Origin of the sequence: Pseudonocardia sp. EV170527-09 (assembly GCF_008369905.1) — a bacterium.
Taxonomy (GTDB): domain Bacteria; phylum Actinomycetota; class Actinomycetes; order Mycobacteriales; family Pseudonocardiaceae; genus Pseudonocardia.
This window is the reverse complement of the sequence record NZ_VRMC01000001.1, coordinates 93,612-115,516: the sequence shown is the minus strand read 5'-3', so window position 1 is coordinate 115,516 and position 21,905 is coordinate 93,612. Positions and strand designations below refer to the sequence as shown.

Sequence of the window (21,905 nt, the reverse complement as noted above, 5' to 3'; positions counted from 1 at the left end):
CATAACCTAGGCCGACGATGATCAGGAGGCGTAGCGCATGGCCACGTTCGGGATCGCCGGGGCGACGCTGGACTTCGACGTACGCGACGAACCCGGCGCTCCGGCGGTGGTGGCGCTGCACGGCCTCACCTCCAGCCGCCGCCGCGAGACCCTGATGCGGCTCGACATCGCCTCCCGGGTCGAGGGCATCCGGCTGCTGCGCTACGACGCGCGCGGCCACGGCCGCTCCGGCGGCACCACCGACCCCGCCGACTACCGGTGGCCCGCGCTGGCCCGGGACCTGTTGGGGCTGCTCGACCACGTCCTGCCCGGCGAGCGGGTGCACGGGGTCGGACCGTCGATGGGCGCCGGGACGCTGCTGCACGCCGCACTGGCCGACCCCGGCCGGTTCGCCAGCCTCACCCTGATGCTGCCGCCGACCGCCTGGGAGACCCGGCGCGCCCGGGCCCGCGACTACGAGCGCTCCGCGCTGGCCGTGGAGGCCTCCGGCATCGCCGCGCTCGACGCCGGCGCCGACGACGCGGACCTCCCCCCGGCCGCCCGGGGCCGCCCGCGGACCGAACCCGACGTGCGCGCCGACCTGCTCCCGGCCATCCTGCGCGGCGCGGCCGCCACCGACCTCCCCGCACCGGAGGAGCTGGAGCGGATCACGGTGCCGGTGCAGATCCTGGCCTGGACCGGGGACCCCGGGCATCCGGAGTCCACCGCGCAGACCCTGCGGGAGCGGCTGCCCTCGGCCGGGCTGTCGATCGCGGCGACCCCGGACGACGTCGTGTGGTGGTCGCGGCTGCTCGCCGCGCGGCTGCGCCGCTGGGAGTCGCTGGATCCCACCGTCGACGGCGGGCCCGCGGATGTGCGCGAGGCGCCCCGCGGGCGCCCGCGCAGAGAACGCACAGGGGTGTCACCATGGAGAGGGAGGTGGTTCGACAGTGGCTGACCAGCGACGCGAGGACCCCGTTCTCATCACGGACGCGCAGATGTCCTACGAAGAGGAACTGGAGATCCGCAAGCGGCGCTACAAGTGGACGATGGGCATGCGGATCCCGTGCATGGTCCTCGCCGGCGTCTTCTACACCTACCCGTGGGTCGCGGTGACCCTGCTCGTGATCTCCGTGCCGCTGCCCTGGATGGCGGTGCTGATCGCGAACGACCGGCTGCCGCGCAAGGCCGAGAAGCCCAACCGGCACCGCCAGGGGCACCGGGCCATCGAGGCCCGCCCGCACCCGGTGATCGACCAGGCGGACGAGCCACCGCCCGGTGACGGTCCCGCGCCCGACGACGAGCAGCCCACGGGCACGGCCGGCGGCGGCACCACCTCCACGCGCTGAGGGCCTGTTCGGGTATCATGGGTGCCATGTCCACGACGACGCTGCCCGAGGTCGACACCCGGCCGGAGACCACCGACAAGACCGGTGACGACCGGCCGGACATGTTCCACTACGTCAAGAAGGACCGGATCGCCGAGAGCGCCGTCCTGGGGAACATGGTCGTGGCACTGTGCGGCGAGACCTTCCCGGTGACCAAGTCGCCCAAGCCGGGGTCGCCGGTGTGCCCGCAGTGCAAGGAGATCTTCGACGGTCTTCCCCCCGGCGGCGGCGACGGCGAGTGAGACCCGGCCGAGGCGGCGCCGAGAGGGCGCCGCGCCTGCGCTGAGGGCACGCCGAGACTGGCTCAGCCCCGAGCGAGCAGCAGCCGCAGCGGGGTCGAGCACGGGTCACCGGGCACGGCGCGCAGCACGGTCTCGGTGACCATCCCGGCCGACCGGTAGAGCGCCAGCGCCGCGGCATTGTCCGCGGCCACCTCGAGCCACAGCCGCCCCGTCCCCGCCCACGGTGGCCGCTCGGGGGTCTCCCCGGTCGCACCGGGCACCCCGGCGACGGCGAGGGCGGCATCGAGCAGCGCCCGCCCGGCGCCGGTGCCGCGCCGGTCGGGATGGACCACGAGCCGGTGCAGCTCGACGCCCGGTTCCGGGCCGCGCGGCGCGGCCAGCACGGCGTAGCCCGCCGGGCCGGGCTCGCCGGGGCGTTCCAGGACCAGGTGCATCCGCGCCGGGTCGGCCGCGGCGTCGTCGTGCCACTCCGGTCCGGTGGTGTCGCCGACGCCGGGGGCGCCGTCGTCGAGCGCGGCCAGTGCCGCCGAGTCCGCCGGGCCGCGCCACGGGCGCAGGACCGTGTCGCGGGTCGGGTGGGCGGGCGTCGTGCGTGCGCCGGTCGTTCGTGCGGGGGTCACCACCCGGCCATCGTGCGTCCACCCGCGCGGACCCGCTCGGCCGGGGGGCCGGGTGGGACCGGGATCAGGACCGCAGGAAGGCGTCGATCTCCGCGGCGAACGGCTCCGGGTCGAGCAGCAGCTCCAGGTGCCCACCGGGGTAGCGACTGATCCGGGAGCGGCGGATCCCGCGGTGCAGCATCGTGGCGTTGCCGCGCGGGACGATCGGGTCGTCGTCGCCGGCGATGATCAGGGTGTCCGCGGTGATCGCCGGCAGCAGCGGCAGGCTGGTCCAGCCCGAGAGCGCCATCAGCTGGTAGTAGTAGCCGCGCATCGGGCCGCGCCGGGCGCCCGCGCCGAGTGCCTCCGCGGCCCGTTCCGGGTGGTCGCGCAGCGAGCCGCCGTAGATGTGGGGGGCGACGGCGTCGATGTAGGACGGGTCCTGGTGGCGCTTCGGCGAGGTCATGACGGCCATCACCCGCGGCGACGCGGGGATCATCAGCGCCCCCGGCCCGGTCGCGACGAGCACGAGCTTGCGGACCCGTCGCCGACGGCTGATCGCCAGCTGCTGGGCCAGCATCCCGCCCCAGGAGAACCCCAGGACGTCGGCTTCGCGCACGCCCAGCTTCGTGAGCACCTGGCCGAGCCGGTGCGCCATCCACGTCAGGTGGTACGGCATCCGCGGCACCGCCGACCCGCCGATGCCCGGCGGGTCGAACCGGATGACGTCGAGGTCCGCGGGCAGCGCCGCGACCAGCGGGTCGAGCACGTCGGTGGCGGCGCCGATGCCGTTGCACAGCAGCAGCGGGGTACGGCGGGGGCCCGGGCCGGAGGCGGGGCGGCGCACGACGCGCAGGGCCCGGCCGCCGACGAGCACGTCGTGCTCCTCGAGGCCTGCCCCGCCCACGGGACGGGAGCTGGAAGTGGTCATCACCGCCGAGCCTAGGCGGCGTGGCCGGGCGGTGGGGTGCCGGAAAGGCCGGGGTGTGACGATCCCGGGCCCGCCCTCAGACGGGGGCGGGCTCGCCCAGGTAGGTGCCCGGCGCGGGGAACAGCGGGCGCAGGCGGCGTCCGCCCAACTCGGGGGGTGCGTCGCGCACCGTGCCGGACCGCTCGACCAGCCAGCGGGCCAGGTCGTCCCACCAGGAGCCCTCGACGGCCTCGGCCCCGGCCCGCCAGCGCTGCGCCACACCCTCGCCGGTGGAGCAGGGGGCGGCCCGGAACCCGGTCGCCGTCGACGGCGGCGCGATCAGCGCCCCCGCCTGGTCACCGGGGGCCAGCACGAGCCGGCAGCCGCCGCCGAGGCGCTGCGCGGTGCGGTACCCGCCCGTCCAGGGCTGTACCGGGTCGTCGTCGGCGGCCACGAGGTAGCTGTCGCGCCGCAGCTCGGCGAACCGGACGGGGGTGCCGAGGACCCGTACGTCGGGCCGGTCGGGGTCCGCGTCGCCGCCGGTGGCCGAGGCGAGCGCGGCGAGGTCGGTGTGCAGCCCGGCGGGCAGTGGCAGCAGGTCGGCGACCCAGGCCCGCATCGCCCGCGCGGCGCGGCCGTCCAGGTCGGCGGTCCCGCCACCGTGCGGCACCGCCCACGGCAGCACCCGGTCCGGGCCGCGCCGCCACGCCCAGGCCCGCACCGCCGTCGCGCCGTCGAGGACGCCGTCGCGGGCGGCCAGGTCGGCGGTCTCGGCGACGGTCGCCGGGTCGGGTGCGAAGCCGGGCAGCGCGTCGGACTGGTCGAGGACGGTGGCGAGGTAGGCGACCGCGGCGACCCGGTCGTCGAGCCCGATCGCGGCCTGGTGGGCCTGCACCGCCGCGGTCAGCAGCCCGCCGGTGCGTACCCCGAGCAGCGACACCCGCGGGGCGCGGGTGATCCGCCCGCAGGCGTCGACGGCGTCGAGGACGGCGGCGGCGTGCGCGTCGAGGTCCCGGTCGGCGTCGGCGGGACCCGCCGGGCGCCAGGACAGCGCGAACACCTGCAGACCCTTCTCGAGCAGGTGCTCGACCAGCGAGTACCCCGGCGCGAGGTCGGCCAGCCAGTAGCGGTGCACCAGCGGCGGGACGACCAGCACCGGGGTGTCGCGCACCTTCTCGGTCCGCGGCAGGTACTGCAGCAGCTCGAACATCGGGGTGCGCAGGACGACCGCGCCGGGGGTGGCGGCGACGTCGCGGCCGGGGACGGGGCCGCCCCGGGCGTCGCGGGCGCCGGTGTCGAACGGGACCGAGGGGGTGTCGGCGCCGGGAGGTGTGAAGACCCGTTCGGCGGCCTCGGCCGGGGCCGGGCAGGCCACGTCGGCGGTCACGGTGTCGGTGACCACGCCGTCGGTGACCACGCCGTCGGCGGTGACGGTGTCGGGGCTGACGGGGTCGGTCGCCGCGGTGTCGGCCGCGTCGGTCGCCGCGGTGCCGGTTGCGTCGGTCGCCGCGGTGGCGTCGGTCACGGCGGCGGTGGCGGCCCGCCCGCGGTCGTCCTGCCGGCCGGGACCGGTCCTGGCCGTGGCAGCGGTGCCGTTCGCAGCACCGGCTCCCGCTGATCCGGTGGTCACGAGCGGGCCCGCGCCCGGCAGCAGCAGGGACGTGAGGCCCGCGAGGGTCGCGCGCAGCCGCTCGGCGTCCGCGGCGGGCAGGGGCATGTCGGGGCTCGCGACGGCGTCGTCGAGCAGCCCGGACACCGCCCCGGTCGTCGCGAGCAGCACCTGGGCCACGCACCGCGCCACCGGTGCGACCGGGCCGGCCGGCACGTCCGGAGCCAGGTCGGAGCGGCCCAGCCCGACCCGGCCCAGCTCGGCGACCCAGCCGCCGCCGCGGCGCAGTAGCAGCAGCGGCCGTGCGGACACGGCGGCCGCCAGCCGCAGCCCCGCCGCGGACAGGGCGAGGGGGCCGGCGTCGGCTGGGGTGCGGTCGCGCTCGCTCATCGCCTCCATCATCCCCACCGCGACCGGTCGCGGCGCGTTCACCCCGTCGTCGGGCGGCGTTCGGACCGGACCGGCACGGTGGCCCGGTCGCGTCGCACGAGAACCCGGAGCCCGATGAGCACCGTCGCACCGTCCACCCCGTCCCCGGCACCGCAGACGGCAGCGCAGACGTCACCGCAGACGGCAGCGCGGACCTCCACGGCCGGGGCAGGTGCGTTCCTGCGGGAGTTCCTGCGCGACCCGCTGCGCACGGCGTCGGCGCTGCCGAGCTCCCGGGCGCTGGCCCTCGCCGCGACGGCGCCGGTCCCCGCGACCGGGGACCCGGTCGTCGTCGAGCTGGGGCCGGGGACCGGGGCATTCACCGACGTCATCGCCGAGCGGCTCGGCGGCCGCGGCCACCATCTGGCCGTCGAGCTGAACCCGCGCCTGGCCGCGCTGCTGCGGGCCCGCCACCCCGGCCTCGACGTCGCCGTCGCCGACGCGGCCGAGCTGCCCGCGTTGCTGGCCGCCCGCGGGCTCGCCCGCGCCCACGTCGTCGTGTCCGGGCTGCCGTGGGCGGCCTACCCGCGCGAGGAGCCGTGGCTGACCGACGTCGTCGCCGGCTGTCTGCATCCCGACGGCGCCCTGACCCAGTTCGGCTACTCGGTGACCCGGGCCCTGCCGCCCGCCCGCCGGCTCCGGCGCCGGCTCGCCGCTGCCTTCGAGGAGGTCGTGCACGGCCGCGCGGTGCTCGCCAACCTCCCGCCCGCGTTCGTCCTCACCGCCCGCCGCCCGCGGCCGCCCCAGGGCTGACCTGGCCCGTCACCGCCGGGGAGGCTCCCGGCCCGCCCACCGGGCGGTGACGCCACAACGCCCGGCTACCCTGATCCGCGCCCCGCAGCCGTGTCGGCGTCGACGCGCGGACGTGGCGGGGAATCGCCGGTTCCCACCCGGGAACGACCCACGGACCAGGGGAGACGTGTGTCGCAGACCCAGCTCGTGTCGCCCGACACCCGCCCGCTGCGCGCGTGGCAGCGCAGCGCACTCGCCCGCTACCTCGCGACCTCGCCGCGGGACTTCCTCGCGGTCGCGACCCCGGGCGCGGGCAAGACGACCTTCGCCCTGCGCGTCGCGTCGGAGCTGCTGCGCGACCGGGTGGTCGACGCGATCACCGTCGTCACCCCGACCGAGCACCTGAAGTACCAGTGGGCCGAGTCGGCCGCGGCCGCCGGGCTCGCGCTCGACCCCGAGTTCCGCAACTCCGCGGGCGGCACCTCGCGGGACTACCAGGGCATCGCGATCACCTACGCCGGCGTCGCCGCGCACCCGATGCTGCACCGCAACCGCACCGAGAACCGCCGGATGCTGGTGATCCTCGACGAGATCCACCACGCCGGCGACGCCAAGAGCTGGGGCGAGGGTGTCTACGAGGCGTTCGAGCCCGCCACCCGCCGCCTGGCCCTGACCGGTACCCCGTTCCGCTCCGACGACAACCCGATCCCGTTCGTCGAGTACGTCCCCGACGCCGAGGGCGCCCCGCGCAGCCGCGCCGACCACCAGTACGGCTACGCCGAGGCGCTCGCCGACAACGTGGTCCGGCCGGTCGTCTTCCTGGCCTACTCCGGCACCTCCAACTGGCGCACCAGCGCGGGCGAGGAGATGTCGGCCCGGCTGGGGGAGCCCCTGACCCGCGAGCAGACCGCGATGGCCTGGCGGACCGCGCTCGACCCCTCGGGGGACTGGATGCCCGCGGTGCTCGCCGCGGCCGACCGCCGTCTGCAGAGCCACCGCGACGGCGGCATGCCCGACGCGGGCGGCCTGGTCATCGCCACCGACCAGACCGCGGCGCGGGCCTACGCCGCGTTGCTGACCGGCATCACCGGGGTGCGGCCCGCGGTCGTGTTGTCCGACGAGGCGGGCGGCTCGGAGCGGATCGCGGAGTTCTCCCGCTCCACCGAGCGGTGGATGGTCGCGGTCCGGATGGTGTCCGAGGGCGTCGACGTGCCGCGCCTCGCCGTCGGCGTCTACGCCACCAGCGCCTCGACCCCGCTGTACTTCGCCCAGGCCATCGGCCGCTTCGTGCGGTCGCGCCGGCAGGGCGAGACCGCGTCGGTGTTCGTCCCCAGCGTCCCGGTGCTGCTCGGCCTGGCCAGCGAGCTGGAGGCGCAGCGCGACCACGTCCTCGGCAAGCCGCAGCGGCCCGAGGAGGTCTGGAACGACGCCGAGCTGAACGAGGCCAACAAGGTCAAGGACGAGCCCGGTGAGCAGGAGCAGGCCTTCACCTCCCTCGGCGCCGATGCCGAGCTGGACCAGCTGATCTACGAGGGCGCCACCTACTCCGCCGACGAGGAGGACTACCTCGGGCTGCCAGGTCTGCTGGAGCCCGACCAGGTGCGCACCCTGCTGTCCCAGCGACAGGAGGAGTGGATCGCGAAGGGCTCGCCGCGCACCGGTGCCCAGGCCCGCGCGACGCCGGCGACCGAACCGACCCCGCCGCCGGCCGCCGAACGCGGGCAGAGCGTCCGGGAGCGGCTGCAGACCCTGCGCAAGGAGCTCAACACCCTGGTCGCGCTGCACAACCACAAGACCCGCAAGCCGCACGGGAAGATCCACAACGAACTGCGGGCGCACTGCGGCGGCCCGCCGGTGGCGATGGCGACCATCGAGCAGCTCGAGGAACGCATCGCGACCCTGCGTTCCTGGCGCTGAGAGCCGCCCTCGCGGGCCGCGACCGCGCAGGCTGGGCCCCCCACGCCGCGGAGGCGGGGCCGGCAGGCAGCACTGTCGTGCCGGGACCACCGCGCAGGCCGGGCCGGAAGGGCCCGGCGGCCCGTGCCGGGACGATGGGGGCGGTGTGTCGCCGTCGCGGGGCCGCAGCGTCACCGCAGCTCACCGGGATGCCGGTGCGGCCGGGCACACGGTGATCCGTTCCGCGCGCGCTGATCCGCTCGACGCGCGCGTCCGGACACGCGCGCACCGCGGATCAGCGCGCGGACTGGGGATCAGCGCGCGCCGCGGATCAGCGTGCGGACTCCGGATCACCGCTCGCGGCACGGATCACCGTGCGGACGTCGCGTCGCCGGAGCGGGTCAGGGCGGATCGGTCAGGACGGGGCGGCCCGGTCCCGGACGGACGTGGCGGGGAGGGGGACCGGTTCGTCGCCGTCGCGGGACCGCAGGGCCACGGCGAGGACCACCAGGCCGATCCCGACCGCCTCCAGCGTCCCGGGCAGCTGACCGAGCACGACGAGCCCGACCAGGGTCGCGGTGGCGGGCAGCAGCGCCAGCAGCACCGCGAACCGGGCCTGCCCGACCCGGCGCAGCACGACCTGGTCCAGCACGTAGGGGATCAGCGAGCTGAGCACACCCAGCCCGATGGACAGGGCGAGCACCGCCGGATCGGCGAGCGGTGCGAGGTTCGCGACGCCGAACCCGGTCGTGGCGCCCGGACCTCCGACGAACAGCAACGGGACCAGGACGACGGCGGCCACGGTGAACCCCGTCGCCAGGTCGTCGATGCCGGAACCGGCGCGGGCGACCCGCTTGCCCAGCACGATGTAGGCGGCCCACATCGCCGCCGCGCCCAAGGCCCACAGCACCCCGACCGGGCTGCCGGACCAGCGGACGTCGGCGATCAGGAGCACACCGACGGCGGCCAGGCCGACCGCCCCGATGTCGCGGAACCGGCGGGAGGCGAGCGCCGCGACCAGGACCGGGCCGGTGAACTCGACCGCCACCGCGGTGCCGAGCGGCAGCCGGGAGATCGCCTCGTAGTAGGCGACGTTCATCAGGGCCGTGGCCAGCCCGAACACCCCCGCGCGGACGAGGCGGGCACCGCGCCAGGCGTCACGGCCGGGGCGGCGCCAGGCCAGCAGCAGCAGTGCGGCACCGATCAGCCGCAGCTCGGCGACCGCCGACGGCGCCAGCCGGTCGAACAGCCCGACGGCCAGTGCGGCCCCCACGTACATCGAGACCCCACCGGCCAGGAACAGCAGCGGAGCGGGAACACGATCGGGCGACGGGCGGGGACTCACCCGCCCACCGTAGTCCGCGACACACCGTATTTACCGTGGCGCGCTTGCACGTCGGCCGAGTTCCCCGCATGATTCACACGCAGTCAACTTCATACGCAATCGGTCACCGCGGGTACATCGCGGCGCCACCAGACCGTGCGGCCCGCGCCACACGTGACGGACGTCGCGACGCATCCCGGGAACACGTACAGGGGCCTCGAGCGTCTGTACAGGTGTGGGCGAGCCGCTCGTGCGGTCGTCACAGTGATACGGCGGCGAGCGCCCGAAGCCCGCCGCCGCGACGGAGGGAGACCGCTATGCAGCCCGAAACGCTGACCCGGCCCGAACTGACCCTTGCCGACCGTTGCGACCGCTGCGGTGCGGCTGCCAAGGTGCGCGCGATCCTGCCCTCCGGTGGGGAACTCCTGTTCTGCAACCACCACGGTCGTGCCCACGCCGAGAAGCTGCGTGAGTCCGGGGTGCAGGTGCAGACCGGGGAGTGACGCCCGGGGCCGCCGTGGCCCCACACACAGACCCGCGAACGGGGCGGGGATCCGATCGGATCCCCGCCCCGTTCGGCATGTCGGGGGTGTCAGGAGGTCGGACGCCTCAGGATGCCGGCGCGAACGGCTCCTGTCCGGAGCCCGTGCCCTCGTGCGTCCCGGCCCGCCGCGACGGCGCCGGGTCGGCGGGCAGCGGGGTCGCGCCGGTGACGATGTCGGCGGCCCGCTCGGCCACCGCCACCACGGGGCCGTAGGTGTTGGCGTTGGGCACGTCCGGGAAGATCGACGCGTCGACGACCCGCAGGCCCTCGGTGCCGTGCACCTGCAGCGTCGACGGGTCCACGACGGCGTCGGCGTCGGTGCCCATCCGCGCGGTGCTGGTCGGGTGCAGCCCGTTCTGGGCGCGCCGGGACACCCAGTCGAGGATCTCGGCGTCGGAGCGGACGGCCTCCCCGGGGAAGGTCTCCCCGGCGTCGAGGTCGGCGAACGCCGGCTGGTTCAGGATCTCCCTGGCCAGACCGACGGCCTCCACCCAGCGACGCCGGTCGCCGTCGGTGACCAGGTAGTTCTGCACCAGGCGCGGCGGGAGCGCGGTGTCGCGGGACACCGCGCGCACCGTCCCCCGGACGTCGCCCGCCATCACCGAGACGTGCATCTCGTAGCCGTGTCCGACCGGCGGGACGTCCGGCGCGAAGCGCATCGCGACCGGCGCGAACAGCATCATCACGTCCGGGATGCCCCCGGCCATCGAGGTGGAGGCGAACCCGCCGATCTCGAAGTGGTTGCTCGCCCCGACCCCGGTGCCCGAGACCAGCCAGCGGGCCGCCGCGGCGGGCAGCCGGTGCGGTGCCCGCTGCGGCGCCAGCGAGATCGGCTGGGAGCAGGCGTGCTGCAGGTGCACCGCGAGGTGGTCCTGCAGGTTCGCGCCGACCCCCGGCAGCGCCACCCGGGTCTCGACGCCGATGCCCGCGAGGTGCTCCGGGTCGCCGAAACCGGACACCTGGAGCAGCTGCGGGGTCGCGATGGAACCGGCGGCCAGGATCGTCTCGCCGGCGTCGACGTCGCGGATGGTGCCGTCGGAGGCGCGGTAGCGGACCCCGATGACCCGGGTGCCGCGGGCGTCGGTGCGCAGCGCGCGGACCAGGGCGCCGGTGCGCACGGTCAGGTTGGGCCGGGAGCCGGCGACCGGGTGCAGCCACGCGTCGGTGGCCGAGAAGCGGCGCCCGCGCGAGATCGTGCGTTCGGTGCGGGAGAAGCCCTCCTGGACCGGGCCGTTCGTCGAGTCGACCAGCGCGTGCCCGGCCTGCTGGGCCGCGGCCAGGAACGCCGCGTTCAGCGGGCCGGCCGCCGGGGCGCGCTCGAGGACCTGCGGGCCGTGGCCGCCGTCGGGCAGCGGGGTGCCGTGCTCGGACGTCCGACGCTCCAGGCGGCGGAAGTAGGGCAGCAGGTGGGCCGAGCTCCACTGCTCGCAGCCGGGCAGACGGGACCAGCGGTCGTAGTCGCCCGGGTGGGCCCGCTGGTAGACCATCCCGTTGATGCTGCTGCTGCCGCCCAGGAGCTTCCCGCGCGGGACGGCGATCCGCCGTCCGGCCAGACCCGACTCGGGCTCGGTGACGTAGCACCAGTCGTAGCGCGGGTTGCCCCACGCCTTGGACAGCGCGGCGGGCATCCGGATGATCGGGTCCCAGCGGTGGTCGGGGCGGCCCGCCTCGAGCATCAGCACCCGGCGTGTGGGATCCTCCGTGAGCCGGGAGGCCAGCACCGCCCCCGCGGATCCTCCGCCGACGATGACGACGTCGTACCGGCCCATTGCGCGTCCTCCACACGTACTGTCGGGATTGCCCTGTTCGAGGGAGCAACCCCCCTTGCGTGGATCACGGTACGCCGCGGCCACCGCCCGTCGTCGCCGCCCCCGTACGCTCGACGGCGTGACGACGACCGAACGTGGTGCGGACGACGGAGCGGACCTCCGCGACCGGCCCGCGGACGACGCCGACACCGCGCTGGCCGCCCTCGCGGCCCAGCTGGACACGTCGGTCGCCGCGCTGTCCTCGGCCCGCCGACGGGTGGCCGAGCTGCAGGAACTGCGGGCACAGGGGCTGAGCTGGCGGGAGATCGTCCCGCGCGAGGCACGGCCGCTGATCGTCGAGACCCTCACCCGCACCCTCGACGGCCTGGGCGCCGTGGGTGGCCGGTTCCGCCGAGAGGAGGCCGTCGCGCTGCACGGCGAGGGCGAGTCGATCGCCGGGATCGGCAGGCTGTTCGGGGTCAGCCGCCAGCGCGCGTCGGCCTACCTGCAGGAGCACCAGCAGCTCCTCGAACGGGGCGCGGCCCGCGAGGACCGCCCGGAGGTCTGACCCCGGGCTCAGGTCTGGTCGCGCCGGCGGTGCCGGGCCTGCCGCTGGGCGGGCACCCGCGGCGCCACCGGTGCCGCGGGGGAGCGGCGAGCCGCCGGGATCAGTGCGGTGCGGTCGATCGCGTCGGACTGCTCGGGCACCGCGGACGCCGCGGTGCGCAGCTGCAGCCGGGCCAGCTCGCGGACGTCGGTGAGCCGGGCCGCGAGTGCGGTGACCACCGGCGCCAGCGCGACGACCAGCCGCTCGCCCAGCGGGTCGTCGGGCCCGCCCCGGGCGAACAGCTGCAGGGCGCCCGCGGTACGCCCGGCGACCGGGACCGGCACCGACAGCGAGCGGACCAGGCCGCAGTCGGCCGCGGCCGCGGCCAGCTCGGGCGGCCCGGTCCGGGTCAGGTCCGGGGTGGTCAGCGTGCGGTCGCCGCGCTCGGCGGCGGGGCCCGGCCCGGCGTCGGCCCGGCGCTGCAGCTCACCCAGGCGCAGGGCCGCGGTGTCGGACCCGAAGACCCGCCGGGCCTCGGGGTCGCGGGGGTCGGCGGGCTCGCGCAGCAGCAGCGCCGCACCTCCGACCCGTGCGGCGGGCACCAGCGCGACGCAGATCCCGGACAGCATCGCGGCGACGTCCGCGTGCGCGACGGAGACGGAGCCGGCCTGCAACGCGACCCGCACCAGGGCGGGCGCCGGGTCGGGCGTCGGCCGCCCGGTCGTGCCGGAGGTCCAGAGCGAGGCCGCCATCTCGTCCCTTCCGCGTCAGCTCCCGCGAGCGGGTCCGTGACACAGCGTCGCGCGTGTGGTGGCGAGGATAACGATCGTGGTCACCGCCGCGGACGGCGGCTCGCCCGGCGCACCCGACCGATCACCGCAGGTGACCGAAGCCGCGACTCTGGTGACGGGGGGTGTCCGGACGGCCCGGTGCGACCGACGTCGCCCCGGCGGGACCGGGCGGGCCGCGTAAGGTCTCCGGACGTACCGCGGGAGCCCGCGCACCGAGGCTGAGAGGGCGGCAGGACCGGCCGCCGACCGTTCGAACCTGATCCGGGTCACACCGGCGTAGGGAGGCCGCCCCGTGCTGTCACGTGTTCTCCGTCCACTGGCCGTCGTGCTGGCGCTCGCGCTCGCCCTGTCCGGCTGCGCCGCGGGCGACGGCTCCGGGGCCGCGGCCGGGGGCGGGCCGATCCGCGTCGCGCTGGACTGGACGCCGAACACCAACCACATCGGGTTGTTCGCCGCCCAGCAGGCGGGCTACTTCCGCGACGCCGGTCTCGACGTCGAGTTCCTGCCCTACAACCAGACCTCGCCGGACACCCTGGTCGGCTCCGGCGCCGCGGACTTCGGCATCGGCTTCCAGGACTCGTTCACCTTCTCCAAGGCCGCGGGTGCCGACATCACCTCGGTGATGGCGATCCTGCAGCACTGGGCCACCGAGATCGCCGTGCGCGCCGACCGCTCCGATCTCACGCGGCCGCGCGACCTCGACGGGAAGGTCTACGCCGGGTTCGGCGGGCCCGGCGAGAACCAGAAGATGCAGGCCGTGATCCGGGCCGACGGCGGGCGCGGCGACTTCCGCACCGAGGTGCTGTCCACCGCCGCCTACGAGGCGCTCTACTCGGGGCAGGCCGACTTCACCGAGCCGTTCGTCAACGTCGAGGGGATCGAGGCGCAGCTGCGGGGCGAGCCGATCCGTACCTTCCGCTACACCGACTACGGCTTCCCGGACTCCTACAACGTGCTGCTGCTGGGCAACTCGACCTGGCTGCGGGACAACCCGGACACCGCCCGCAGGTTCGTGCAGGCCGTCCAGAAGGGCTACGCGCTGGCCGCGCAGGACCCGGCGACGGCGGCGCGGATGCTGAAGGAGGCCAACCCCGGCTCGTTCACCTCCGACGAGCTGGTCGACCGGGGCGCGCAGATGCTCAGCGAGCGCTTCCTGCGCGACGCGCAGGGCCGCGTCGGGTTCCAGACCCCGCAGCAGTGGGCCGGCTTCTCCGGGTTCCTCTACGACACCGGCACCGTCGCGGGGCCGGACGGGGCCCCGGTGCGGCAGAAGCCGGACTTCTCGACCTGGTTCACCAACGACTACCTGGCACCGTGACCCGCCGGCTGTGGCCGGCCGCCGCGTTGGTCACCGCACTGCTGCTCGGCTGGCAGGTCGCGGTCACCCTCGCCGGCACCCGGCCCCAGGTGCTGCCCTCGCCGCTGCGGGTGGTCGAGCAGGGCTGGGCGTTCCGGGCCGAGCTCTGGGCGAACACCCTCCCGACGATCCAGGTGACGCTGATCGGGTTCACCGTCTCGATGGCGCTGGCCTGGGCCGCGGCGGTCGCGGTGGACTTCTCGCCCTGGCTGCGGCGGGCGCTGACCCCCCTCCTGGTGGCCTCGCAGACGCTGCCGGTGGTCGCGATCGCCCCGCTGCTCATCATCTGGTTCGGCTTCGGCCTGCTGCCGAAGGTGCTGGTCATCGCGCTGGTGACGTTCTTCCCGGTGGCGGTCGGGCTGATCGAGGGCTTCGCCGCGACCGACCGCGCCGCGACCGCCCTGCTGCGGTCGATGGGTGCCTCGCGCTGGCAGCGGTTCCGCTACGTGCGGCTGCCGGGGGCGCTGCCGTCGTTCTTCACGGCGCTGCGGATCGCGATCACCTACGCGGTGACCGGGGCGATCTTCGCCGAGTACGTCGGCGCCCGGGCCGGCCTGGGCATCTTCATGCAGCTCCAGAAGAACCAGTTCCGCACCGACCTGGTGCTCGCCGCGGTCGGCGTCACCGCCGTGCTGTCGGTGACGTTGTTCGCGCTGACCTTCCTGCTCCAGCGCCTGGTCACGCCCTGGTACGTGGCCGACCACGACGGAGGAGGTGCGCGGTGAAGGTCGTGGTGCGCGACCTGTCGGTGTCCTACGGCGACCTGCCGGTGCTGTCCGGGGTGAGCCTGGACGTCGCACCGGGGGAGTTCGTGTCGCTCGTCGGGCCGTCGGGATGCGGCAAGTCGACGCTGTTCGGGGCGCTGGCGGGCATCCTCGACGGGGCGACGGTGACCGGCGACGTCGAGGTCGACGGCGGCCCGGTGCGCGGTGCCCCGTTCGGTCTGATGCCCCAGCAGGACCTGCTGTTCCCGTGGCGCACGGTCCTCGACAACACGGCCCTCGGGTTGGAGGTCGCCCGCGTGCCGCGCCGCGAGGCCCGCGAGCGCGCCCGCGCGCTGTTCGAGCCGTTCGGGCTGGCCGGCTTCGAGGACGCCCGCCCGGGCGAGCTCTCGGGCGGCATGCGCCAGCGCGCGGCGCTGCTGCGCACCGTCGTCGCGGGCCGGCAGGTGCTGCTGCTCGACGAGCCGTTCGGCGCGCTGGACGCGCTCACCCGGACCGCGATGCAGGACTGGCTGGAGTCGGTGCGCGCCCGCTACGGCTGGACGACGGTCCTGATCACCCACGACGTGCGGGAGGCGGCCCTGCTCTCGGACCGGGTGCTGGTGTTCTCGCCGCGCCCGGCGACGGTGGTGCGGGAGCTCGTCGTCGACGCGGGGCGCCCGCGCCGCCGTACCGACCCGGTGCTGGCCGCGGTCGAGGCGGACCTGCTGGACACCCTGCGCGGCTGAGGCAGGGCCGACGTTCCGGTGCTCCGGATCGTGTCGGAGGGCAACAAAGTCGGCGTTCGTGACCGGATCGTGATGACGAAACGGGAACTGTCTCGATTCAGAAGGCTGTTGCGGAGCCGGTTCCGCCCAATACGTTGGCGCTCGCAACATTCACCCGTTCGTGATCATGCGAGCGGTCCACAACGTCGTGGAGGGAGACCCCGATGGGGGCACGGAACACGGGGCGCGGTCCCCGGCTGCGTCGGGCGGTCGCGGCGGCGGGCCTCGGCCTGCTGCTGGCCGTCGCGGGCTGCGGACAGAACAGCGCGGGCGGCGGCGGGGACACCGCCGGCGGTGGCTCCGGCGGGTCCGGCGGCGGGGTGAAGGTCGGGGTGATCCTCCCCGAGACCGACTCCTCGGCCCGCTGGGAGGGCTTCGACAAGCCCATGCTGGACGCGGCGCTGCGCGCCGAGGGCATGGACCCCGACATCCAGAACGCCCAGGGCGACGAGCAGAAGTTCTCCACCCTGGCCGACGGCATGATCTCCAGCGGCGTCAAGGTCATGATCATCGCCTCGATCAGCAGCGACGGCGGCACCGCCGTCGCCCAGAAGGCGAAGGCCCAGGGCATCCCGGTCATCGACTACGACCGGCTCAACCTCGGCGGCGTCAGCGACTACTACGTCTCCTTCGACAACGAGAAGGTCGGCGCCCTGCAGGGCGAGGGCCTGGTCCAGGGCATCGGCAACAAGCCGGGCGCCCAGGTCATCGAGATCGAGGGCGCGCCGACCGACAACAACGCGACACTGTTCTACAACGGCCAGCAGACCGTGCTGAAGCCCAAGTACGAGTCCGGGGCCCTGAAGCTCGTGCAGAGCCAGAAGATCGACAAGTGGGACAACCAGGTCGGCGGCACCACCTTCGAGCAGATCCTCACCGGCAACGGCGGCAAGGTCGACGGTGTCGTCGCCGCCAACGACGGCCTCGCCGGCGCCATCGTCACGGTGCTGGCCAAGTACGGCCTGAACGGCAAGGTCGTGGTCACCGGCCAGGACGCCACCGCCGACGGGCTCGCCGCGATCCTGCGCGGGGACCAGTACATGACGGTGTTCAAGCCGATCGAGCAGGAGGCGCAGGCCGCCGCGAAGCTCGCCGGTGCCCTGGCCAAGGGCGACACCGCGGCCGCCGACGGCGTCGCCACCCAGACGGTCACGGACCCGAAGGGCAACCGCGACGTCAAGTCGGTGCTGCTCGAGCCGCAGCTGATCACCAAGGACTCGGTCAAGAAGGTCACCGACGCCGGCTACGTCAAGGCCTCGGAGATCTGCAACGCCGAGACCCAGGCCGCCTGCGGCCAGCTCGGCATCAAGTAGGACCCGCAGCCGGTCCGGGCCGCGGCGGTGACCCCGCCGCGGCCCGGCCGGCGCCCACGTGGAAGGTGCCCGAAGTGGCCGACCCCACCCTCTCCCTGCGCGGTGTGTCCAAGAGCTTCGGCGCCGTGCAGGTCCTGCACGACGTCGACCTGACCGTGCGCGCCGGCGAGGTCACCGCGCTCGTCGGCGACAACGGCGCGGGAAAGTCCACCCTGGTCAAGTGCGTCGCGGGGATCCACCCGATCGACTCCGGCGAGGTGCTGTTCGAGGGGGCTCCGGTGACCGTCGCCGGCCCGTCGGACGCCGCCAAGCTCGGCATCGAGGTCGTGTACCAGGACCTCGCGCTCGCCGACAACCTCGACATCGTCCAGAACATGTTCCTCGGTCGCGAGCGCGGCCGCTCCTGGATGCTCGACGAGGGCTCGATGGAGCAGGCCGCCCGCGACACCCTCGCGTCACTCTCGGTACGCACCGTCACCTCGGTCCGGACCCCGGTCGCGTCGCTGTCCGGCGGGCAGCGCCAGACCGTCGCGATCGCCAAGGCGGTGCTCTGGGACTCGCGCGTCGTGCTGCTCGACGAGCCGACCGCGGCGCTCGGCGTCGCCCAGACCCGCCAGGTGCTCGACCTCGTGCGACGGCTGGCCGAGCAGGGCCTCGGCGTCGTGCTCATCAGCCACAACATGGCCGACGTCTTCGAGGTGTCCGACCGGATCGCCTGCCTCTACCTCGGCCGGATGGTCGCGCAGGTCCCGACCCGCGAGGTCACCCACTCCGATGTCGTCCAGCTCATCACCGCGGGCCGCTCCGGCGAGCTCGGGCTGCCGCGGCCCGAGCAGGCGGTGTCCTGATGGCCCCCCACTCCGACCCGTCCGGCCCGGCCGGCCCGGGAGGAGACACCGTGACCGAACGGACGCCCGCGCCCGAGCAGGAGCAGAGCGCGGCCCGCCGGGCGAACCCCGGCAACCGGGCCGCCGACTTCGGCATCGACACCACCGCCCGCACCACCCGCGAGGCGATCACGGCCTACCTGCGCGGGCTGCGTGGCGGCGACCTGGGCTCGCTGCCCGCGCTGCTCGGCCTGGCCGCGCTGTTCGTGCTGTTCAGCGTGCTCGACTCGGGCGGCACGTTCCCGAGTCTGCTCAACCTCGCCAACCTGCTCCAGCAGGGCGCCGGTCCGACCATCATCGCGATGGGCCTGGTGTTCGTGCTGCTCACCGGGGAGATCGACCTGGCCGCCGGCACGGCGTCCGGGCTGGCCGCGGCGCTGATGGCGCTGCACCTGATGAGCGACGGCAACGTGCTCGGCGCCACCGGCACCACCGTGTTCGTCCTGCTGGTGGCGGTCATGCTGGCCGGTGCCGTGCTCGCGGCGCTGGTCCGGGTGTGGGCCGGGTCCGTGATCAGCCTGCTCACCGCGGTCGTGCTCGTGATCGGGGTCCCGGCGAACGCGTTCACCGTGATGGGGCTCGCCGTCGGCGTCGGGGTGGTGATCGGCTGCCTCACCGGGTTCCTCGTGGCCCGGATCGGGATGCCGTCGTTCGTCGTGACGCTGGCGTTGTTCATCACGTGGCAGGGGGTGATCCTGCAGCTCATCGGCGACGGCGGCACCATCGCGCTGCGCGACCCCTTGATCAACGCGGTGGCGAACGGCAATCTCTCGGTCACGGCGTCGTGGGTGCTGTTCGTGATCGTCGCCGGTGGCTACGCGCTGGTCCAGACGGTCCGGCTGCGGACCCGACTGCGCAGCGGGCTGGTCGCGCCGCCGACGGGACTGGTCGCGTTGAAGATCGGAGCGGTGGTGGTGCTCGGCGGCCTGGTGACGTTCGCGTTGGTCCAGGACCGTTCGCCGGGCGTCATCTCGATCGCCGGGGTGCCCTACGTCGTCCCGATCGTGCTCGTCCTGCTCGTGCTCGGCACCTGGGTGCTCGACCGGACCCGGTTCGGCCGCCACGTCTACGCCGTCGGCGGCAACCGGGAGGCCGCGCGCCGGGCCGGCATCGACGTCGCCCGCATCCGGGCGTCGGTGTTCGTCATCTCCACCGCGTTCGCCGCGATCGGCGCGATCGTCTACTCGTCGAAGATCGGGTCGGTGAACCCGGCGGCCGGTGGCGGCAACACCCTGCTGTTCGCGGTCGGCGCCGCGGTCATCGGCGGCACCTCGCTGTTCGGCGGACGCGGCCGGATCAGCAACGCCGTCATCGGCGGCACGGTGCTGGCCACGGTGCAGAACGGTCTCGGTCTGCTCAAGCAGCCCGCGGCCGTCGTGTTCGTGGTGACCGGCCTGGTGCTGCTGCTCGCGGCCGGTGTCGACGTGGCGTCACGGCGCCGGGCGGCGGCCACCGGCCGGTGACATGACCCAGCCCGGATCGGGGACCCGACCCGACGACGCGCGCCGGCACAACCGGGCCGTCCTGTTGCGTCGGCTGCACGTCGAGGGACCCTGCACCCGCGCGACGCTGGCCGGCGAGCTCGGCCTCAACCGCAGCACGATCAAGGCGGTGGTGGACGGGCTCGCCGAGGCGGGCGTCGTCACCGAGGCCGTCCCGGCCCGGCGCTCGGGGGCCGGGCGGCCGTCGCTGCTGGTGCTGCCCGACCCGCAGGCGGCGGTGGTGCTCGCCGTCGACATCCGGGTCGAGCAGGTGGCGCTGGCGATGGTCGGCATCGGCGGCCAGATCCTGGGGCGGCACAGCTGGAACCTGCACCGCACCACCCGGCTGCCCGGCGAGGTGATCACCCACCTCGCCGAGTCCGCCGCCCTGCTCCGCGACGAGCTGGGCGTCGCCGAGCAGGCGGTCGGGGTGTCGGTGCCCGGCGTCGTCCGGCGCTCCGACGGCTTCGTGCACGAGGCACCCAACCTCGGCTGGCGCGACGTCGACCTGGGCACCCGGCTCGCCGCGGTCCTGGCCCGGCCGGTGCAGGTCGCCAACGACGCCGAGGCCGGCGCGCTCGCCGAGCACCTGCGCGGGATCGGCCGCGACGTCGCCGACATGGTCTACCTGTCCGCCGACGTCGGCGTGGGCGGCGGTGTCGTGTCCGGCGGGACGCCGCTGCGCGGCACCGGCGGCTACGTCGGCGAGCTCGGGCACCTCATGGTCCGACCGGACGGGCGGGAGTGCTTCTGCGGCTCGCACGGCTGCTGGGAGACCGAGGTCGGCGAGCCCGCGCTGTGCCGAGCGCTGGGGCTGCCCGAGGACACCCCGCGCGGGGTGCTCGTCGCCGAGCTGCGCGACCTGGCCGCGGTACCGGGCCGGGCCGACCGGCTGCTGGCGGACTACGCCGGATGGATGACCGCCGGGCTCGTCACGGTGGTGAACATGCTGGCCCCGGAGCTCGTCGTGCTGGGGGACCTGTTCGGGGCGCTGCCGCCGTCGGTCGTCGAACGGGTCGGCTCCGAGCTGCGCCGGCGCAGCCTGGTCAGCCGGGCCACGGGCGGGACCCGGCTCGCGGTGTCCCCGCTCGGCCGCGACGGCGCGCTGGTCGGCGCGGCCGAGATCGCGTTCGAGCCGGTGCTGGCCGCGGTCTGACCGAGGGCAGGGGGCCGGGATCACTTCCGCGCCCCGCGGCTCAGCTCAGGTGGCCGGCCAGCTCGGCCAGCGCGCCGACGGTGAACGTCGGTGGGCTCAGGTACCCGGGCCAGGTGTCGCCGTGGCGGTCCAGCCAGGCCGTCGCCATCCCGACCCGGGCGGCGCCGTGCAGGTCCCACGGGTGCACCGCGACCATCACCGCCTCGTCCGCGTCGACCCCGCAGGCCCGCAGCGCGTACCGGTAGGACTCCGGCGCCGGCTTCCAGATCCCGGCGTCCTCGACCGACAGCACGGCGTCGAACTGCTCGCGCAGGCCGTGGTCGCCGAGCAGCCGCTCGGCCACCGACGCGGCGCCGTTCGACAGCGTCACCAGCCGCAGCCCCGCGGCCCGCAGCGCCGCGACGCCGCCGTGCACGTCGTCGTGCACCGGAAGCTCCAGAAACCCGTCGACGACGTGCCGGGCGCCCCGGTCGGGGTCGGTGACCCCGTGCCGGCGCAGCAGCCCGGCCGCGGTGGCCGTCGCCAGCTCGGCGAAGGTCGTCAGCTCCCCGCCCGCGGCCTGCGCCATGCCCTCGCGCAGGGTCGCGGTGAACCACAGCGGCCCGAGCCGTTCCGGTGCGCCCAGCTCGGCGAACCGGGCCCCCATCGGTGTCAGGTCCGACAGGGTCTCGTTGACGTCGAACACCACGGTCGTGATCGCCATCCCCCTACCCTGACGGGTGTGAGTGCTCCCCGCACGGTGCTGGTCCTCGGCGGTACGACCGAGGGCCGTGCCGCGGCCGCCGCGCTGGCCGTCCGCGACGACGTCCGGGTCGTGTCGTCGCTGGCCGGGGCCGTGCGCAGCCCGACCCTGCCCGACGGCGAGGTCCGGATCGGCGGGTTCGGCGGTGCCGACGGGCTGGCCGCGCACCTGCGTGCCGAGCGGGTGGCGGCGGTGCTCGACGCCACCCATCCGTTCGCATCGACGATGACCGCGAACGCGGCCGCCGCCTGCGCGGGCACCGGGGTGCCGCTGGTCGTGCTGCGCCGGCCGGGCTGGACGCCCGGGCCGGGGGACCGGTGGCACCGGGTCCCCTCGGTCGCCGCCGCGGCGGCCGCGCTGCCCGACCTGCTCCCCGGCCCCGCCGGGCGGGTCCTGCTCACGACCGGCCGCGGGGGACTGGCGCACTTCGCCGATGTCGACGCGGCGTTCTGGATCCGGGCGGTCGACCCGCCCGACGGCCCGCTGCCCGCCCGGCACGAGCTGCTGCTCGACCGGGGCCCGTTCGCCCTCGACGACGAGCGCGCCCTGTTCGACGCCGTCGTCCCGCACGTGCTGGTCACCAAGGACTCCGGCGGCGCGGCGACCGCGCCGAAGCTCGCCGCGGCCCGGGAGCGCGGGGTGACGGTCCTCGTCGTCGACCGGCCGCCGCTGCCCGGTGGGGTCGCGGTGGAGTCCACGGTGGAGGCGGCACTGGCCCGGCTGCTCGGGGCCTGACCAGCGC

General features: G+C 75.3%; 22 protein-coding genes and 1 riboswitch. Of the genes, 15 read left to right on the top strand and 7 right to left on the bottom strand.

What is annotated here, in order from left to right; genetic code table 11:
- Window positions 1–37: 37 nt before the first annotated feature.
- Genes FVA95_RS00515 through FVA95_RS00505 form a run of 3 tightly spaced genes read left to right on the top strand, consistent with a single transcriptional unit; the run spans window position 38 to window position 1,609 of the window.
- Window positions 38–937 (top strand): alpha/beta fold hydrolase, encoded by a 900-nt coding sequence (locus FVA95_RS00515; RefSeq protein WP_149662418.1) that lies wholly within the window; start codon window positions 38–40, stop codon window positions 935–937.
- Window positions 930–1,328, top strand: coding sequence for a DUF3099 domain-containing protein (locus tag FVA95_RS00510; RefSeq protein WP_255474603.1), 399 nt, complete (start codon window positions 930–932; stop codon window positions 1,326–1,328). Before FVA95_RS00515 ends, FVA95_RS00510 begins: the two co-directional genes overlap by 8 nt.
- Window positions 1,329–1,354: 26 nt before the next feature.
- Window positions 1,355–1,609 (top strand): DUF3039 domain-containing protein, encoded by a 255-nt coding sequence (locus FVA95_RS00505; protein ID WP_043279309.1) that lies wholly within the window; start codon window positions 1,355–1,357, stop codon window positions 1,607–1,609.
- Between the two features lie 62 nt (window positions 1,610–1,671).
- On the opposite strand, the gene FVA95_RS00500 is transcribed toward FVA95_RS00505, so the two are convergent.
- From FVA95_RS00500 to FVA95_RS00490, 3 genes are all read right to left on the bottom strand, one after another.
- Window positions 1,672–2,229: a GNAT family N-acetyltransferase gene (locus tag FVA95_RS00500; protein ID WP_149662416.1), complete on the bottom strand. Its 558-nt coding sequence runs from the start codon at window positions 2,227–2,229 to the stop codon at window positions 1,672–1,674.
- A gap of 64 nt (window positions 2,230–2,293) precedes the next feature.
- Window positions 2,294–3,139 (bottom strand): alpha/beta fold hydrolase, encoded by an 846-nt coding sequence (locus FVA95_RS00495; RefSeq protein WP_240051166.1) that lies wholly within the window; start codon window positions 3,137–3,139, stop codon window positions 2,294–2,296.
- Between the two features lie 76 nt (window positions 3,140–3,215).
- Window positions 3,216–5,117: an alpha/beta hydrolase gene (locus tag FVA95_RS00490; protein ID WP_149662415.1), complete on the bottom strand. Its 1,902-nt coding sequence runs from the start codon at window positions 5,115–5,117 to the stop codon at window positions 3,216–3,218.
- A gap of 114 nt (window positions 5,118–5,231) precedes the next feature.
- Between FVA95_RS00490 and FVA95_RS00485 the strand changes: the two genes are divergently transcribed.
- Both FVA95_RS00485 and FVA95_RS00480 read left to right on the top strand, forming a co-directional pair.
- The gene (locus FVA95_RS00485) at window positions 5,232–5,909 is read left to right on the top strand and encodes a class I SAM-dependent methyltransferase (protein ID WP_240051165.1); all 678 of its coding nucleotides are present in this window, start codon (window positions 5,232–5,234) and stop codon (window positions 5,907–5,909) included.
- 168 nt (window positions 5,910–6,077) lie between these two features.
- Window positions 6,078–7,805 carry a DEAD/DEAH box helicase gene (locus FVA95_RS00480; RefSeq protein ID WP_149662414.1) on the top strand — a complete coding sequence of 576 codons (1,728 nt, stop codon included), beginning with the start codon at window positions 6,078–6,080 and terminating at the stop codon, window positions 7,803–7,805.
- A 394-nt stretch (window positions 7,806–8,199) separates the two neighbouring features.
- On the opposite strand, the gene FVA95_RS00475 is transcribed toward FVA95_RS00480, so the two are convergent.
- The gene (locus FVA95_RS00475) at window positions 8,200–9,063 is read right to left on the bottom strand and encodes a DMT family transporter (RefSeq protein ID WP_164514827.1); all 864 of its coding nucleotides are present in this window, start codon (window positions 9,061–9,063) and stop codon (window positions 8,200–8,202) included.
- 362 nt (window positions 9,064–9,425) lie between these two features.
- Here FVA95_RS00475 and FVA95_RS00470 point away from each other — a divergent pair, with 362 nt between their 5' ends.
- Window positions 9,426–9,611 (top strand): hypothetical protein, encoded by a 186-nt coding sequence (locus tag FVA95_RS00470; RefSeq protein WP_020623547.1) that lies wholly within the window; start codon window positions 9,426–9,428, stop codon window positions 9,609–9,611.
- 106 nt (window positions 9,612–9,717) lie between these two features.
- Here FVA95_RS00470 and FVA95_RS00465 read toward each other — a convergent pair whose 3' ends face one another.
- The gene (locus tag FVA95_RS00465; protein WP_149662412.1) at window positions 9,718–11,421 is read right to left on the bottom strand and encodes a choline dehydrogenase; all 1,704 of its coding nucleotides are present in this window, start codon (window positions 11,419–11,421) and stop codon (window positions 9,718–9,720) included.
- A gap of 118 nt (window positions 11,422–11,539) precedes the next feature.
- Here FVA95_RS00465 and FVA95_RS00460 point away from each other — a divergent pair, with 118 nt between their 5' ends.
- Complete coding sequence (locus FVA95_RS00460; protein ID WP_149662411.1) at window positions 11,540–11,968, top strand: hypothetical protein; 429 nt, start codon at window positions 11,540–11,542, stop codon at window positions 11,966–11,968.
- Between the two features lie 8 nt (window positions 11,969–11,976).
- Here the strand turns inward: FVA95_RS00460 and FVA95_RS00455 are convergent, their stop codons facing one another.
- A complete protein-coding gene (locus FVA95_RS00455) occupies window positions 11,977–12,699 on the bottom strand; it encodes a hypothetical protein (RefSeq protein WP_149662410.1) in 723 nt (240 codons plus the stop codon).
- Between the two features lie 234 nt (window positions 12,700–12,933).
- Window positions 12,934–13,023, top strand: a riboswitch (TPP riboswitch).
- 7 nt (window positions 13,024–13,030) lie between these two features.
- Here FVA95_RS00455 and FVA95_RS00450 point away from each other — a divergent pair.
- From FVA95_RS00450 to FVA95_RS00420, 7 genes are all read left to right on the top strand, one after another.
- A complete protein-coding gene (locus FVA95_RS00450) occupies window positions 13,031–14,056 on the top strand; it encodes an ABC transporter substrate-binding protein (protein ID WP_149662409.1) in 1,026 nt (341 codons plus the stop codon).
- Window positions 14,053–14,820 (top strand): ABC transporter permease, encoded by a 768-nt coding sequence (locus FVA95_RS00445; RefSeq protein ID WP_193564263.1) that lies wholly within the window; start codon window positions 14,053–14,055, stop codon window positions 14,818–14,820. Before FVA95_RS00450 ends, FVA95_RS00445 begins: the two co-directional genes overlap by 4 nt.
- Window positions 14,817–15,545, top strand: coding sequence for an ABC transporter ATP-binding protein (locus tag FVA95_RS00440; RefSeq protein WP_149662408.1), 729 nt, complete (start codon window positions 14,817–14,819; stop codon window positions 15,543–15,545). Before FVA95_RS00445 ends, FVA95_RS00440 begins: the two co-directional genes overlap by 4 nt.
- Before the next feature lie 203 nt (window positions 15,546–15,748).
- Window positions 15,749–16,897 (top strand): sugar ABC transporter substrate-binding protein, encoded by a 1,149-nt coding sequence (locus FVA95_RS00435; protein ID WP_149662407.1) that lies wholly within the window; start codon window positions 15,749–15,751, stop codon window positions 16,895–16,897.
- 74 nt (window positions 16,898–16,971) lie between these two features.
- Window positions 16,972–17,745, top strand: coding sequence for an ATP-binding cassette domain-containing protein (locus FVA95_RS00430; protein WP_149662406.1), 774 nt, complete (start codon window positions 16,972–16,974; stop codon window positions 17,743–17,745).
- Window positions 17,745–19,247 (top strand): sugar ABC transporter permease, encoded by a 1,503-nt coding sequence (locus tag FVA95_RS00425; RefSeq protein WP_370460807.1) that lies wholly within the window; start codon window positions 17,745–17,747, stop codon window positions 19,245–19,247. The genes FVA95_RS00430 and FVA95_RS00425 overlap by 1 nt, the downstream gene beginning before the upstream one ends.
- A 1-nt stretch (window position 19,248) precedes the next feature.
- Window positions 19,249–20,421 carry an ROK family protein gene (locus tag FVA95_RS00420; RefSeq protein WP_043281129.1) on the top strand — a complete coding sequence of 391 codons (1,173 nt, stop codon included), beginning with the start codon at window positions 19,249–19,251 and terminating at the stop codon, window positions 20,419–20,421.
- 40 nt (window positions 20,422–20,461) lie between these two features.
- Here FVA95_RS00420 and FVA95_RS00415 read toward each other — a convergent pair whose 3' ends face one another.
- Window positions 20,462–21,124 carry a haloacid dehalogenase type II gene (locus FVA95_RS00415; RefSeq protein ID WP_149662404.1) on the bottom strand — a complete coding sequence of 221 codons (663 nt, stop codon included), beginning with the start codon at window positions 21,122–21,124 and terminating at the stop codon, window positions 20,462–20,464.
- Window positions 21,125–21,142: 18 nt separating this feature from the next.
- Here FVA95_RS00415 and FVA95_RS00410 point away from each other — a divergent pair, with 18 nt between their 5' ends.
- On the top strand, window positions 21,143–21,898 hold the full coding sequence (locus FVA95_RS00410) for a cobalt-precorrin-6A reductase (protein ID WP_149662403.1): 756 nt from the start codon (window positions 21,143–21,145) through the stop codon (window positions 21,896–21,898).
- Window positions 21,899–21,905 lie beyond the last annotated feature (7 nt).

What these genes read in the sequence shown, in the direction of transcription:
- FVA95_RS00465 (WP_149662412.1), bottom strand. Translation starts at nt 11,421, where the DNA reads ATGGGCCGGTACGACGTCGTCATCGTCGGCGGAGGATCCGCGGGGGCG.
- FVA95_RS00435 (WP_149662407.1), top strand. Translation starts at nt 15,749, where the DNA reads ATGGGGGCACGGAACACGGGGCGCGGTCCCCGGCTGCGTCGGGCGGTC.
- FVA95_RS00475 (WP_164514827.1), bottom strand. Translation starts at nt 9,063, where the DNA reads ATGTACGTGGGGGCCGCACTGGCCGTCGGGCTGTTCGACCGGCTGGCG.
- FVA95_RS00495 (WP_240051166.1), bottom strand. Translation starts at nt 3,139, where the DNA reads ATGACCACTTCCAGCTCCCGTCCCGTGGGCGGGGCAGGCCTCGAGGAG.
- FVA95_RS00425 (WP_370460807.1), top strand. Translation starts at nt 17,745, where the DNA reads ATGGCCCCCCACTCCGACCCGTCCGGCCCGGCCGGCCCGGGAGGAGAC.
- FVA95_RS00505 (WP_043279309.1), top strand. Translation starts at nt 1,355, where the DNA reads ATGTCCACGACGACGCTGCCCGAGGTCGACACCCGGCCGGAGACCACC.
- FVA95_RS00455 (WP_149662410.1), bottom strand. Translation starts at nt 12,699, where the DNA reads ATGGCGGCCTCGCTCTGGACCTCCGGCACGACCGGGCGGCCGACGCCC.
- FVA95_RS00485 (WP_240051165.1), top strand. Translation starts at nt 5,232, where the DNA reads ATGAGCACCGTCGCACCGTCCACCCCGTCCCCGGCACCGCAGACGGCA.
- FVA95_RS00415 (WP_149662404.1), bottom strand. Translation starts at nt 21,124, where the DNA reads ATGGCGATCACGACCGTGGTGTTCGACGTCAACGAGACCCTGTCGGAC.
- FVA95_RS00420 (WP_043281129.1), top strand. Translation starts at nt 19,249, where the DNA reads ATGACCCAGCCCGGATCGGGGACCCGACCCGACGACGCGCGCCGGCAC.
- FVA95_RS00470 (WP_020623547.1), top strand. Translation starts at nt 9,426, where the DNA reads ATGCAGCCCGAAACGCTGACCCGGCCCGAACTGACCCTTGCCGACCGT.
- FVA95_RS00515 (WP_149662418.1), top strand. Translation starts at nt 38, where the DNA reads ATGGCCACGTTCGGGATCGCCGGGGCGACGCTGGACTTCGACGTACGC.
- FVA95_RS00490 (WP_149662415.1), bottom strand. Translation starts at nt 5,117, where the DNA reads ATGAGCGAGCGCGACCGCACCCCAGCCGACGCCGGCCCCCTCGCCCTG.